The 13,062-nt window shown below is 46.7% G+C and carries 13 protein-coding genes; 9 read left to right on the top strand and 4 right to left on the bottom strand.

Annotated features, from left to right (window positions below; genetic code table 11):
- The first annotated feature begins 4 nt into the window (after positions 1 to 4).
- From dtd to FXF62_RS04045, 8 genes are all read left to right on the top strand, one after another.
- Positions 5 to 448 (top strand): D-aminoacyl-tRNA deacylase, encoded by a 444-nt coding sequence (dtd, locus tag FXF62_RS04010; protein WP_149517742.1) that lies wholly within the window; start codon positions 5 to 7, stop codon positions 446 to 448.
- Positions 449 to 810: 362 nt separating this feature from the next.
- Entirely contained in the window at positions 811 to 1,401 is a 591-nt protein-coding gene (locus FXF62_RS04015; protein WP_149517743.1) for a CDP-archaeol synthase, read from the top strand.
- A 14-nt stretch (positions 1,402 to 1,415) separates the two neighbouring features.
- Positions 1,416 to 3,911, top strand: coding sequence for a PEP/pyruvate-binding domain-containing protein (locus FXF62_RS04020; protein WP_149517744.1), 2,496 nt, complete (start codon positions 1,416 to 1,418; stop codon positions 3,909 to 3,911).
- Positions 3,898 to 4,530, top strand: a complete 633-nt coding sequence (locus FXF62_RS04025; protein ID WP_149517745.1) for a CDP-alcohol phosphatidyltransferase family protein — start codon at positions 3,898 to 3,900, stop codon at positions 4,528 to 4,530. The genes FXF62_RS04020 and FXF62_RS04025 overlap by 14 nt, the downstream gene beginning before the upstream one ends.
- Positions 4,523 to 5,395, top strand: coding sequence for a phosphatidylserine decarboxylase (locus tag FXF62_RS04030; RefSeq protein WP_149517746.1), 873 nt, complete (start codon positions 4,523 to 4,525; stop codon positions 5,393 to 5,395). Before FXF62_RS04025 ends, FXF62_RS04030 begins: the two co-directional genes overlap by 8 nt.
- A complete protein-coding gene (locus tag FXF62_RS04035; RefSeq protein WP_149517747.1) occupies positions 5,380 to 6,279 on the top strand; it encodes a UbiA family prenyltransferase in 900 nt (299 codons plus the stop codon). The genes FXF62_RS04030 and FXF62_RS04035 overlap by 16 nt, the downstream gene beginning before the upstream one ends.
- Positions 6,279 to 8,756 carry a phosphoenolpyruvate synthase gene (locus tag FXF62_RS04040; RefSeq protein WP_149517748.1) on the top strand — a complete coding sequence of 826 codons (2,478 nt, stop codon included), beginning with the start codon at positions 6,279 to 6,281 and terminating at the stop codon, positions 8,754 to 8,756. Before FXF62_RS04035 ends, FXF62_RS04040 begins: the two co-directional genes overlap by 1 nt.
- Positions 8,749 to 9,822 carry a hypothetical protein gene (locus FXF62_RS04045; RefSeq protein WP_149517749.1) on the top strand — a complete coding sequence of 358 codons (1,074 nt, stop codon included), beginning with the start codon at positions 8,749 to 8,751 and terminating at the stop codon, positions 9,820 to 9,822. The genes FXF62_RS04040 and FXF62_RS04045 overlap by 8 nt, the downstream gene beginning before the upstream one ends.
- Positions 9,823 to 9,904: 82 nt before the next feature.
- On the opposite strand, the gene FXF62_RS04050 is transcribed toward FXF62_RS04045, so the two are convergent.
- A complete protein-coding gene (locus tag FXF62_RS04050; protein WP_149517750.1) occupies positions 9,905 to 10,696 on the bottom strand; it encodes a nucleotidyltransferase domain-containing protein in 792 nt (263 codons plus the stop codon).
- Between the two features lie 138 nt (positions 10,697 to 10,834).
- Here FXF62_RS04050 and FXF62_RS04055 point away from each other — a divergent pair, with 138 nt between their 5' ends.
- A complete protein-coding gene (locus FXF62_RS04055) occupies positions 10,835 to 11,269 on the top strand; it encodes a hypothetical protein (protein ID WP_149517751.1) in 435 nt (144 codons plus the stop codon).
- A gap of 118 nt (positions 11,270 to 11,387) precedes the next feature.
- On the opposite strand, the gene FXF62_RS04060 is transcribed toward FXF62_RS04055, so the two are convergent.
- The 3 genes from FXF62_RS04060 to FXF62_RS04070 form a co-directional block, all read right to left on the bottom strand.
- Positions 11,388 to 11,798, bottom strand: coding sequence for an EVE domain-containing protein (locus FXF62_RS04060; protein ID WP_149517752.1), 411 nt, complete (start codon positions 11,796 to 11,798; stop codon positions 11,388 to 11,390).
- A complete protein-coding gene (locus FXF62_RS04065) occupies positions 11,791 to 12,252 on the bottom strand; it encodes a MarR family winged helix-turn-helix transcriptional regulator (RefSeq protein WP_149517753.1) in 462 nt (153 codons plus the stop codon). The genes FXF62_RS04060 and FXF62_RS04065 overlap by 8 nt, the downstream gene beginning before the upstream one ends.
- A gap of 105 nt (positions 12,253 to 12,357) precedes the next feature.
- Positions 12,358 to 13,005, bottom strand: a complete 648-nt coding sequence (locus FXF62_RS04070; RefSeq protein WP_187984230.1) for a metal-dependent transcriptional regulator — start codon at positions 13,003 to 13,005, stop codon at positions 12,358 to 12,360.
- Positions 13,006 to 13,062: the final 57 nt, after the last annotated feature.

Genomic DNA, 13,062 nt, shown 5'->3' on the forward strand with positions numbered 1-13,062 from the left:
AAATATGAAAATTGTCATTCAGCGCGTCAAACGTGCTCAGGTCAGTATTGACAAGCAGCTGCACAGCGGGATTGAACAGGGGCTTCTGCTCTTAGTAGGCGTCGGGCCTGAGGATAGTCAGGAAGATATGGACTATGCAGTCAGGAAGATTGCCAATATGCGGATTTTTTCCGATGCTGAGGATAAGATGAATCTTTCTGTTCAAGATATCGGAGGAGAGATTCTTTCCATTTCCCAATTTACGCTCCATGCAGATACCAAAAAGGGAAATCGGCCAGCCTTTACAGGTGCAGCCAAGCCGGATATGGCTAGTCCCTTTTATGACAGGTTTAACCAGCTGTTGGCTGAACAAGTGCCAGTCAAGACGGGTGTGTTCGGAGCAGATATGCAGGTAGAATTGATAAATGATGGTCCAGTGACCATTCTACTAGACACTAAAAATCGATGAAAGAATTGCGAGCCTTCTAAAGGTCAGTAGTTTAAGGCTAGGAAAAAAATAGCTTACTTCTTTCCTAGAGACAAGGAGCATTTCATAGGCTTCATAAGTAACTTTTAATAGACCAGATGCTGGTTTCCTTAGAAGTTCTTATGAAGCTTTTTGTGTGGTTTAAAGGCGATATTATTCTAGCAGGCAGCTTTGGAGTTGATAAAGCGGAATGGCAGACAGGCGTTGCTCCTTGTCAGATGCGACAGATGTGTAGGGCTTATTGGAAAAGGGCTTTACGACTTATGGTATAATGATATATATATAAGTTTGAGGAGTCTCTTGATTTTTCAGACTGATCTTCATAAAAAGAATAGGAAATAAGTATGAGTTGGATTCTTGCCTTGTACGTCACCCTGATGCCGGTCATTCTGGCTGGGGTTCTCAATATGATCTTTTGCAAGTCTTCACTGCTGCAGGCGGCTTATCGACCAATGGATGCTGGGCTGGTTTTAAAGGATGGGAAGAGGCTTTTTGGGGCTAACAAGACCTGGAAAGGTTTCTTTGGCATGATTGTCTGGGGAGCTTTGGCTCAGATACTTTGGGGCTTGCTCTTGAAGAGTATTCCCACCCTAGAGAAGCTGCATTTGGTTTATGCCTTCCACGAAAATACCGTGCTTTTTAATCTGGTGCTAGGAGCTCTCTTGGGTCTGGCTTATGTTTTGTTTGAGCTGCCCAATAGCTTCATCAAGCGCCGTTTGGAGATCAGAGAGGGCAAGACGGCGGAGAATGGCTGGAAATGGATCTTTATCTGGATAGACCAGATTGATTCCTTGATTGGTTGTATTATTTTCTTGCTTTTTTATATCCCTCTGTCTTGGCAGCAGATACTGGGCATACTGATTCTGGGGGCGGGCACGCATCTGGGAGTCAATCGTCTGCTCTACTGGGCTAAGCTTAGAAAAAATCGTATGTGAGATGGGAGTTTTTGATGAAAGAACTATGGCTGGAAAAAGAGCCTTCGGTCGTCTATGGCGGTAAAATCAATCAACTCATTCGCCTCTGTCAGCTGGGACTTTCGGTTCCTAAAGCCTTGATTTTGCCAGCAGATCAAGTAATGCCTTGGCTAAGAGCAGCTCTGCCAGAATACTCAGAACAGGGGCTTGCAGAGTTAATTCATCTGGGCAAGGAGGAGATAGCAGAGCGTTTGCAGCAGTATCCCTTGGATCCAGCTTGGCTACAGGAGTTAGCAGCCTTTTGCCGGCAAAATCAAGCTTATATCGTTCGCAGCAGTGCCCTCTTAGAAGACGGACAGGCCATGTCATTTGCCGGTCAATATGACTCGATTGGCAACTGCCGGACACTATCAGAAATTGAGCAGGGCATTCGTTCTTGTCTGCTTTCCCTCTTTAATCCAGAAGCTTTGGCCTACTGGCAACGCCAGGGTCTGCCTGAGCAGGATTTTGCCATGGCAGTGCTAATCCAGGAGCAGATAGATCCTGACTTCAGCGGTGTCTGCTTTTCCCTAGACGTGGCGACCAATCAGGACCAGACCATGCTGTTGGAGTATGTAAAAGGCTCAGCTGAGAGCTTGGTTAGCGGTCAAGTCAATCCTGAGCAGCTGACTCTTTCTTGGTACAAGCCGGACTGGAGCCAGTTTGAAAAAGTTGAAATGCCTCTGGCAGTCTTGCAGAAGCTGCACGAGCAAGTTTTGCAGATTGTGGCGTATTTTGGCCGGCCGATGGATATTGAGTGGTGTGCTGTCCAAGAGCAAGTCTATCTGCTGCAGGCTCGGCCCATCACGACAGTGCTAACCAAAATCGACAGTGGTCGCTGGACGACGGCGAATTTTCGGGATGGAGGGGTGGCGGCTCAGCCCTGTCCCAACCTGATGTGGAGCCTTTACCGCCATTCTTGGCAAGAGGCGCTCTCCAGCTTTTTGCTGGCAATTGGCCTAGAGCCTAAAGGTGTGATGCCGCCGCTGATGCGTCTCCATTATGCTCGGCCCTTCTGGAACTTAGGCGTGGTCAAGCAAGGCATGGAGCAGATTCCGGGCTATATTGAGCGAGACTTTGATGATGAGCTGGGAGTCAATAAAGACTACCAAGGTCAAGGTTTTACCAGCAAATTAAGTCCAGCCTTGCTCTTAAATTTCCTGCGGGTAGCCTTGAAAACGCAAAAAACAACTAAGAATTTTCTGCGCCAAGCGCCAGGCAAGCTGCAAGAGCTGCGTCAGCAATTTAACCGCCTGAATCAAGAAATACGAGAACTGAATGACCAAAGCCCGCTTCAGCAGGTCGAGAGTCTTTGGCAATTAGTACTAAATCAGGCCTATTTAGACAGTGAGGGAACTTATTTTTGGCAGGCCTACATCAATACGGTCCAGCTGTCTATGAAAAAGACCAGTCTGCTCAAATGGCTGACGGTTGATGAATTTTTCCAACTGATAGCTAAGTTGGGAAATGTTTCGCATACCAAGCCTTTAGCTAGAATGCTGGAAGCTGCGGATCTTATTTTGGCAGAGGAGAAACTGACAGACGATTGGTTGAAGCTATCGGTGGAAGAATTGCAGGGACTGGCTGCACAATATCCTGAGCGAGCAGATTTCATCAAGATTCAGGATTTCCAAAAGGATTTGGGCTATCACTCGGCACGGGAGCTGGACTTGCGAGTAGCTAGTTATGAAGAAGATTCTCATCAGGTTATGGCAGCGGTCCAGCAGTTGATTGCTGATTCAGCGTATTACCAAGCGGCCAAAGCTTCGCTCAGTCCTGGCTCAGAGTCTGAGCTGGATTTGGCTCATCTATCTCGAACCAAGCAGAAAAAGATAGAAAAAATCAGTCAAGACTTGAGGAACTTGCTCTGGTGGCGGGAGGAGTTCAAGGATATTTCCACGCGCTATTACCACCTCATTCGCCAGATTAGCCTCAAACTCGGCCGAACCTATGAAAAGCGAGGTTTTCTGAAAAATGAACAAGATATTTTTTACATTAAGAAAGAAAGTCTGATTGCCTTTATGGAAGGGCAAAAGACTGCCGACCAGCTGCAAGAAGAAGCGGCTGATAATCAGCATTATTGCCAGTCCTATCGGAATTTTGAGCCAGCGGGGGATTTGACCGACAAAGAGATGAGTTTGGAAGAGGTAGCTCATGATAGTCAGGCTCTGCTGACGGGAATGCCAGCCAGCAGCGGTCAGGTGACCGGCCGGGTTCGAGTTCTCTTGGATTTGGCGGATATTGAGACAATTGAACCGGGAGAAATTCTTGTCACTCGCTATACAGATACGGGCTGGAGCTATGTTTTTGGTATTATAGGTGGTCTTGTGACAGAGTATGGCGGGGTTCTTTGCCATGCTTCCATTGTCGCTCGGGAATGCGGGATTCCAGCTCTGGTCTGCGCCAAGAATGCAACTCAGCTGCTAAAAACTGGCATGCTGGTTACTTTAGATGGAAGAAGAGGAGAAATAAGAATTCATGAAGAAGAATGAACCTTTGTTTATCGGTGAATACGACAAATCTGTTATCCTGACCTATACGGGCGCTGCTTTTGCATTGTTGGCAGTCTATGCCATCATTCAGTCCCAGCTGCGGCTGGCCATGATGGCCTTTATCGTTAGCGGTATCTGCGACCTCTTTGATGGTGTGGTGGCGCGGCGGATGAAGAGGACTGAAAGTCAGAAACGATTTGGCATTGAGATTGACTCGCTCTGCGACATGATTAGCTTTGCGGCTCTCCCGGCTGTGCTCCTCATGACTCAGCTGCCCTTGGGAGCGGCCAATATCATCTTGGCTGTCCTCTATGTCTTGGCTGCAGTTACGCGCTTGGCTCATTTTAACCGCTTGGCCAAGCATGATGAAGGATCTGCCTCTTATTTTGTCGGCTTGCCCGTGACCTACAGCGCCCTATTTTTCCCATTTACCTATCTGGTCTGTCAATGGCTGGCGCCTGGTTTCTTTGCTTGGGTGTGGCTGTGCTTGTCTCTTTTGCTGCCCGTCCTATTTGTCTACAACTGCCGTATTCCCAAGCCGAATAAGCTGGCCTACCTAGTTTTTGCGATTCTGGCTGTTGCAAGTCTGATTGGTCTGGGGGTTCTCCCGCATGGTTAAGGTCTATCAGAGAAAGACTGGCCAAGTAGTTGAACCGATAGAATACAAGGCGGGTCTGTTAGACACGCTTTATGGTACTGCCTGGGGTCGCTTCTTATTGCCTATCTTGACTCGACCTAGTCTGTCTTATCTGCTGACTTTGAAAGACTACACTCCTTTTTCTCGCAAGAAAATAGCAGCTTTTGTGGAAAATTATCAGCTGAATCTGGCTGACTATGAAGATGGTCCCTATTCTAGCTTTGCGGCTTTTTTCCAGAGGAAAATCAAGCCTGATCTGCGTCCAGTCTGTCCTGACAGTCAAGCACTGGCAGTGGCGGATGCTAAGCTGGAGGCTTTTACCATCAGTCAGGACTTGCAGCTGACGATAAAGGGTCAGATTTATAGTCTAGCTGACTTACTGTTGGATGATGACTTAGCTCTGCTGTTCACTGGCGGAACAGCGCTGGTCTATCGCTTGGGAGTAGAAGATCTGCACCGCTATCTGGCTGCCGAATCCGGCAGAATTACCCGAAGACGAAAAATTAAAGGCCGCCTGCATACGGTCAGACAGGTAGCCCAGAAGCGGCGCTTGATTTACAAGGAAAATAAAAGAGAATACTGTCTTTTAGAGACCGAGCTAGGGCCTGTCCTGCAGATGGAAGTAGGGGCGCTCTTGGTCGGCAGAATATACAATCACAATCAGAACCATTTGGTTAGGGGACAGGAGAAGGGCTGCTTTGGTCTGGGCGGCTCAACTATTCTTGTCCTCTACCCGGCAGACACGATTCGCTTGGATCAGGATATCCTGACTTACTCAGACCTTGGAATAGAAACCCAGATTCAAATGGGTGAAAAGATTGGAGAAAAGCTATGTTTAAACGATTAGCCGTTTATTATAAGGAAATGTTCCCTTTGTTGCCGCGCTTTTTTGTGGCTGCCATCATGTTTTTTGAGATTTATTTTGTCCTCTTGCTCAATGACGGAGTGACCACCTTTCACTTTGACCATCAGGAGTTGATTGGGATTTTTACGATTTTTGTCTTTCTGATGATTCTGCGGATTGCGGACGATTTCAAGGACTACGAGACCGACAGACGACTCTTTCCTCATCGGGCTCTGCCATCTGGCCGAGTGAAAAAGAAGGACTTGGCTATTGCCCTCAGTTTTATCGTAGCTGTGTCTGTACTTCTCAATGTTCTATTTATGAACAATATCGGCTGGTTCCTCTTCCTCTATATCTACGGAACCCTCATGTCCTTCTGGTTCTTCAAGCGTGACAAGATTCAAAATTCTCTGCCACTGGCTCTAGTGACCCATAATCCAGTCATGATGATTTTGAATCTCTATACGATTTCCTTTGTCTGTTACAAGTACAATCTGCCTCTCCTGTCCCTACCGACCGTCTTGCTGGCCTTTACCATGTATTTTCCGAGTCTGATCTGGGAAGTCTGCCGCAAGATTCGGGCGCCAAAAGACGAGACCGAGTATGTGACTTATTCTATGCTGTTTGGCTACAAAAAAGCCACTCGCTTTATCGAGGTGGTGACGCTGTTGGATATCTTGACCAATTTTGCTCTCCTCTGGAATATTTCCCATATCGGAGTGGTAGTCTTGGTGCTGAATGTTATCTGGATGACCGTCCAGTTTGAGCAGTTTATCAAGGATCCGACTCGCTTTAATATCCGGGAGCGGGTGGAGCGTTATACTTATATCACGGAGACAACCATGGTTCTGTCCGTTGCTGTTTATCTCTTGATGGGGGTACTTTAATGAAAAGAATCAAGCAGACAGGGCTTGACCAGGTCGGAGGCAAGGCCTATCATTTGCTGAAAATGCAAGCTGCTGGTTTGCCGGTTCCTGATTTTGCAGTGTTTGCTTTTGACTTTTTTCAAAAATCTGCCAGCTCTGCTGACTTGGAGCGGATGGAAGCAGCCTATTGGTCTGGAGAGTTGGACTTATCCCAACTCAGTCAGCAACTCCAGGATTGGGCCAGAGATCAGTTTAGTCAAGAAGATCTAACAGCGGCAGAAAGTTGGGTTCGTAAGGAATTTTTCCAGACAGACTGTCGCTTCGCAGTCCGCTCATCTGCTACGATTGAGGATGGGAAGGCTTCATCCTTTGCCGGTCAGTTTGAGAGCCAGCTCAATGTGAAGCCAGAGGGGCTTAAAGAAGCTATTCAAGCGACCTTGCTCTCTCTTTATCAGGAGTCAGCTCTTAGTTATTTATTTGAGCAAGGACTATCGTTGAAGCAAGCGCAGATGATTTGCCTTGTGCAGGTCATGCAGGAGGGAGACTTGTCTGGGATTTACTTCACAGCTAATCCCAAGGGCATTCTGAACGAGCACATCATTGTCATCGGTCGGGGCTTGGGCAACAAGGTTGTCGAGGATAAGATTCCTACAACAATGGTGACGCTTCATCCCAAGGACCAGCTCTTTTATACAGAGCAGACGAAGGACTCACCAGGCGTATCACAGGAACAACTCGAGGACTTACAAGCCTTGGCTAGTCAGGTAAGTCAGCTTTTCGGACCCTTTATGGATATGGAGTTCACTTTTGCCAATGGCCAGCTCTATCTCTTGCAGGCACGACCTATTACCACCTTGCCTGAGGGACGGCGGATTATTCTGGATAACAGCAACATTGTCGAGAGTTATCCGGGCGTTTCTAGTCCTTTGACCATTAGCTTTATCCAGGAGGCCTATGCTAGCATTTTCCGCAGTCTGGCCCAGCGCTTGGTTGGCAAGAATGCCCCTGAGTTGGCTGCCTATGAAGCCACCTTTCAAAACATGCTGCAGCCGGTCAATAGCCGGGTTTATTACCAAATTCAGAGCTGGTATCAGCTGCTGCAGCTTCTGCCTTTTTCAAAGAAAATTATTCCAATCTGGCAGGATATGCTGGGAGTACGAGAGACAGAGGTGCCTCAGATGCCGATGCACCTGTCTGCCTCTAAGCGCCTGCAAATCATGCTTCGTATCATCCGAGAGTTTTGGACAGCACCCAAGCAAATGCGGCAATTGGAAGAACAGTTTGCCCAGATTCAGCGCGAATACGAAGCGAGCTTTTCTCCCGACGCAGATGCGGAGACCTTGATTGCCTTGGTCAGCAAGCTAAAAGAGGATATTCTGGCTCACTGGGACATTACACTGGTTAATGACCTCTATGCCTTTGTATATACTGGGCTCCTGAAGAAGTCGCGTCGCGGTGGGGCTGTTCAGGCTGAGATTGCGGGAATTGAGCAGATTGAAAGTATGCGTCCAGCTTTGGCTCTGCAAGCTTTAACAGCTCAGCTAAAAGCAGAAGAAAATGTAGCGATTAGACAGGCCATGGCAAGTGAAAGTCCAGCAGTCTTTCTAAGTCGCCAGCACCCTATGGTCCAAGAAATAGTCCATTTTATCCATGAATTTGGCGATCGAGCTCCGGAAGAGTTGAAGTTAGAAACTCCCACCTTTCGAACGCACCCAGAGCGTCTGCTCAAGCTCCTGCTGCAAATGTGCCAGCAAGAGGGGAAGAAGTTGGCCCCCCAGAAACTTGAAGAAGAGGTGCAAAAATCAGGCTGGTGGACGAATTTCCTTCGCAAGCGAGCCATGACGGGTGTTAAATATCGGGAAAGCTCCCGCTTAAACCGCACACGGATCTACGGCATGATGCGTCAGATTTTCCGAACGCTGGGTCAGCAATTAGCCGAGCAAGGTCTGCTGGCTACGCCTGACGATGTTTTTTACCTGACAAAGGAAGAATTGTTTGAGCTGACCAGAAAGCCCAGAGATGTTAGTGGCTTGATAGCCGAGCGTCGGGAGAAGTTGGAGGCTGATAAGGAACTACCAACCTTTAGTCGCTATGTTTTTACTGGACAGGTCTTTGAGAAATACCTGAAACCGCAAAACCACACCAGCAGTCATAATACGGGCAATCAAGCCCTACAGGGGATTGGCTGCTCACCTGGCTGCGTTAAGGCTCAGGTATTGATCGTGGAAGACGTACAAACGATTGAGTCTGCTCAGGACCGGATTATTGTGACCAAGATGACCGATCCGGTCTGGGTCTATCTTCTGACCCAAGCCAAGGGTGTCATTGCCGAGCAGGGGTCTTTGCTCTCTCATACTGCCATTATTTCCCGCGAGTTGGGTATTCCTTCCATTGTCAATGTCAGAGGTGCCTGCAGCCAGCTGCGGAATGGCGACTGGATTGAGATGGATGGCCTGACTGGCAAGATTCGACTAATCAAGGAGGAAGGTTATGCTTGAAATTAAACCAGTCAAACCCAATACAGCAGAGCTGGATGATTTTCTAGCCCTACCCAAGCAGATTTACCAGCCAGGCCACCTCATGCAGTCGGAAGAGGAAGAGTTAGCTTTGATTGAAGGCAGTCACCCGCTGAGTTCTGACTTAGATACTTATGCCTTTGTTGGCTATGAGGACAGTCTGCCTTGTACTCGAGGCCTTCTGACTTTCTATCCAGATGATGAGGCTGCTTACTTGGGATTTTTTGAGTCCATCAATAATCAGAAGATTGCATCTGTTTTTATCGAGCATTTAGCAGGTTTTGCTCGCAGTCTCGGAGCAAGTAAGATTATCGGTCCGGTACAGGCAAGTTTTTGGCTGGGCTATCGAATGCAGTTGACTGGAACAGAGGAGCTACCTTTTACTGGAGAACCTCATAATCCAGACTATTATCCTGAGCTATGGCAGGCTGCTGGTTTTGAGCTCAAGGAGCGCTATCTGTCCAATTTTTATCCCAAGGTCAGCAATCAAACTCATCAGGACAAACTGGCTCATCGTTTTGAGTCTTTTGAAGAAGCGGGTTTCACCATTTGTTCTCCCAAAAAGAAGGACTGGGAACAAGCCTCGCTGCAGGTTTTCGAACTTCTCAATCGCCTCTATCAAGATTTTCCGATTTATCGGTCTATTTCCAGTCAGCAGTTCAGTCAGATTTTTCAAAAATACCAGTATATTCTTGATTTTTCAATGGTTAAGCTGGCCTATAAGGAGAGCAAGCTAGCAGGTTTTCTGATTGCCATGCCAGACTACGGCTCTCTGGTCTATCAAAAGCTGACTCCTCTCAACCTAGCCAAGCTTTTCTGGACCAAGCGCTTTGCCAAACGTTACACGATTATGTATCTGGGAGTGGATGAAGAATTCCTGGGCTTAGGCTCTGCCTTGGCCTATCCGATTTTTAAAGAAGCACAGAAGCGACAGGCTTCAGCTATTGGAGCCCTGATTCACAAAAATACCGTCACGCGCCACTATGCAGCAGAATTGCAAGGGGACAAGCATGAGTACGGCCTCTTTGAGTTGGATTTGTCCTCTTAGGTGCCAGACTATAGAATGATATGCAAAAAGCTCATGAATCAGCTGAAAAACTGGCTTCATGAGCTTTTTATCTGTTGAAATTCTAGATGGATTCTTCAATCAAGTGCTTAAGATTGTCTAGGAGGCTATCCAAGGCTAGGACCGCTTTCTGCTGATGGTCTGGCTGGTAGAGATGTTGGAAGTAGTCTTGGATATTGGCTTCAAAATTCCGAGGCAGGCGGGAGCAATTTTCTTTGGCATACTGGAGCATGCGCTTTTCGCCTGGATGGGGCTGCTCATTGAGGGCAAAGAGGGCATCAAAGTAAGAGGCGAAAAACTCGCTGCTACGGTGATTGATACTGAGCAGGTCTTGGCGCTTGAGAGCTTTTTTGATCTGTCTTGAAAAAGCTGGCATCGCTTGGTCGAGGAGCAGGAGCTGCTTGCTGATGATATTCTTTTTCAACTCAGCTGGATAGGGCAGACTGTATTTACTCTGGAGGGCAGCATAGCGGCCGTCTCGATCGTAGAGAATCTTGCTGTGGACCAGATTGTACCACATACAGGTGGTGTAAGAATTTTGGGCTCGGTGCTCTAAAATGACGGTCTGCAGGTCTTGGTCAAAGTCGTCCAGCGAGCGGTAAATCAGCTCAATCTCGATAACATTATTGAGGACGCAGTCGTCCTCAAGTTCCCAAAATTGATTGCCAATTTCCATATAGGAGCAGTACTTACTGAGGATTTCTTGGCGGATGGCTGGCGCGAGAGGAGCGCTCAGGTAGACATAGACATCATAGTCTGAGTCTTGGTCAAAATGTTGCCCGGCCCGTGAGCCTCCTAGAGCCAGAGCTTCTACTTGCTCTAGTTGAGCCAATTCTTTAAAGAGATTTTGTGGCATAATCTTGTCCTTCTTATTTTTTTGACATCATTTTAGCAAAAAGTGAAAAGGTTTGCAAGGGGGTAAATGGGATCTTTTCTTTCTTTTTCTTCAAAAACTTGCTATATTAGAAATGACTAAGTAGAAGGAGTTTTGGCTATGTGTGTAGAGTGTTATATTGACCAGAGCAGGGTGACACCTTTGCTTCATCCCTTGGACTGTCTGAGAGAGCATAGGCAATATATATGCGGTCACTGCGGGCGCTGTATCTGCATTGAGCATACAAAAAATGGCCTGCAACGCTGGAATTTTCCCTTTAAATCTTTAGAAATTGCCAAGTATTATTTGCGAGCGGCGGATGTGACCATGCAGGCGCCCTGCGGCATTTATAAAATCCAGTCAGACAAGGGACGAGTGTCTTACAAGATTTTTACCAATCTGACGGATTTAGAAACCTATCTGAAAAAGAATCCTGATAAAAACTGTCCCAGCCGTCAGCCTAGCTTTATCATGCCTTCTTATCAGGAATTTCCTGAAAGTCAGGTAAGAAAGTTAAGCGCTCAAGAAATAGAGACATATTTGGCAGAGAGATGAGAATTTTCTGCTTAGAACAAATGAAATGCATTACTCTACAATAGCTCTCCCTACTACAACAATTATAGAGCATATGACATCGGATACGAAAAATAGGAGGTCGGGATGTCTCAGCCTCCTATTCTTCCTTCATCTGTTCAAAGACATAGAGAAAAAATTCTTTAGAAACTTCGAAATGTCCGTATCTTATCTGAGAAGCATACTGGCGCCACTGAGGATGTTGTCGGACTTGGTCAATGGGACAGTCTTTGATAGGTTGGTAGTAGCTGACATCTCGCCGAAATGGGACAAAGCCTTCAAACATCTCTACTTGATAAGCTGTGTCATCTAGAATCTTGCCAACTGCTGTAAAGGACTGCAGCTTTTCCTGACCATTCAGCTGATACTTGGGGCTGTAGTACAAAAGGTAATCTCCTTTTTTCATTCGGTTCAGCGGTGCTTTCTTTCCATGGCAGACTTGGCAAAAGCCTCCCTCTACCCCTCTTAGAACGTGTTCTTTTGATACGACACCAATCCAAAATCTAGTCATTTTCTGCCTCCAGTTCCATTAAGAGTTGGTTTAATATTTCTGTTTTATTTCCTAATTTTCCAAAGAATGTCTGATCAATGCCTTCTACCAGAGGAAGGGCTTGGTTGACCTTTTGCAACCCCATATCCGTTAGGAGTATGATGTTGGCACGGCTGTCCTTGGGATGGACTTCCCGCATGATCAACCCTTTCTTGACCAAGAGGCGGATGATTTGGGATACGGTCATGACATCCATGTCAGAAAATCGGGCAATATGGGTCTGACTCACCCATTCTTGCTGACGCAGGAGTGCGGCAAGAGTGGTCAGAATGACAAACTGGGGATGGGTCAAATCGATCGTTTTCAGTTCGTTTTTAATCAGTCCATGCCACTTGTGGTAGGCACGGATAAAGAGCAGACCGGTTGATTTTTTGTATTCATCCGTATAGATGGAGTTAAACTGAGATTTTTCCATTAGCTTTCCCTCTAGATATTTTATAAGCACACTTATTATATTCTGACATCTTATTTTTGTCAATAAAAACCCAGTTTAGACTAAAAAGTCCGAACTGGGTTCTGTTTATAGTTTTTCTACATAAATCTGCTGGGCAATCATAGGGCTAACTTGGATTGCTCTGCCATCCACTTCCAGTTGATAGAGCTGGCTGTAGTCGTCATACTGGAGGAAACGGATTTCTTGGTTTATGTTCAGATTGTGTTTTTCCAGATAAGCCAAAAGCTCAAAGTCGTCGTGGACACGGCGGATGAGGTAGCTACCAGGCTCCTGAGCGGAGGCCAAAGTTTGACGGTATTTTTCTTTCAGCAGTTGGTGTTTGGCTGGGATTGTGCCACCATGAGGACAGGTCTCAGGGAAATCCAGCATTTTTTCCAAGCCTGCGACAAAGCGTTCAGAAACGGTATGTTCCAGAATTTCGGCTTCCTGATGGATTTCGTCCGTGGTATAGCCTAGCTTTTGAACCAAGAACACCTCAATCAATCGGTGCTTGCGGTAGAGGTCAGAGACCAGCTGCAAACCTAGGTCAGTCAGCAGATAGCCGGCCTTTTTGTCCTTGATTAAGAGTTCTTCAGCCAGCATTTTCTTCATCATTTCCGTCACGGCTGGCGGGGAAACCTGCATGTGCTGGGCGATTTCTTTATTGGTGATTTTTCCCTGGCGCGTGCCAATTTCGTAAATACATTTTAAATAGTCTTCTTTATTTGGCGTCATCTTTTGTCCTCGTTGTTTTCCTAAGACTAGTATAGCAAAAAATGCTGAAAGAATACA

Source organism: Streptococcus cristatus, assembly GCF_008369405.1.
GTDB lineage: Bacteria > Bacillota > Bacilli > Lactobacillales > Streptococcaceae > Streptococcus > Streptococcus cristatus_G.

Bases quoted from the DNA above. Each gene is read 5' to 3' on its own strand.
- FXF62_RS04045 (WP_149517749.1), top strand. From the start codon at position 8,749: ATGCTTGAAATTAAACCAGTCAAACCCAATACAGCAGAGCTGGATGAT.
- FXF62_RS04035 (WP_149517747.1), top strand. From the start codon at position 5,380: ATGTTTAAACGATTAGCCGTTTATTATAAGGAAATGTTCCCTTTGTTG.
- FXF62_RS04050 (WP_149517750.1), bottom strand. From the start codon at position 10,696: ATGCCACAAAATCTCTTTAAAGAATTGGCTCAACTAGAGCAAGTAGAA.
- FXF62_RS04065 (WP_149517753.1), bottom strand. From the start codon at position 12,252: ATGGAAAAATCTCAGTTTAACTCCATCTATACGGATGAATACAAAAAA.
- dtd (WP_149517742.1), top strand. From the start codon at position 5: ATGAAAATTGTCATTCAGCGCGTCAAACGTGCTCAGGTCAGTATTGAC.
- FXF62_RS04025 (WP_149517745.1), top strand. From the start codon at position 3,898: ATGAAGAAGAATGAACCTTTGTTTATCGGTGAATACGACAAATCTGTT.
- FXF62_RS04070 (WP_187984230.1), bottom strand. From the start codon at position 13,005: ATGACGCCAAATAAAGAAGACTATTTAAAATGTATTTACGAAATTGGC.
- FXF62_RS04040 (WP_149517748.1), top strand. From the start codon at position 6,279: ATGAAAAGAATCAAGCAGACAGGGCTTGACCAGGTCGGAGGCAAGGCC.
- FXF62_RS04060 (WP_149517752.1), bottom strand. From the start codon at position 11,798: ATGACTAGATTTTGGATTGGTGTCGTATCAAAAGAACACGTTCTAAGA.
- FXF62_RS04055 (WP_149517751.1), top strand. From the start codon at position 10,835: ATGTGTGTAGAGTGTTATATTGACCAGAGCAGGGTGACACCTTTGCTT.
- FXF62_RS04030 (WP_149517746.1), top strand. From the start codon at position 4,523: ATGGTTAAGGTCTATCAGAGAAAGACTGGCCAAGTAGTTGAACCGATA.
- FXF62_RS04015 (WP_149517743.1), top strand. From the start codon at position 811: ATGAGTTGGATTCTTGCCTTGTACGTCACCCTGATGCCGGTCATTCTG.
- FXF62_RS04020 (WP_149517744.1), top strand. From the start codon at position 1,416: ATGAAAGAACTATGGCTGGAAAAAGAGCCTTCGGTCGTCTATGGCGGT.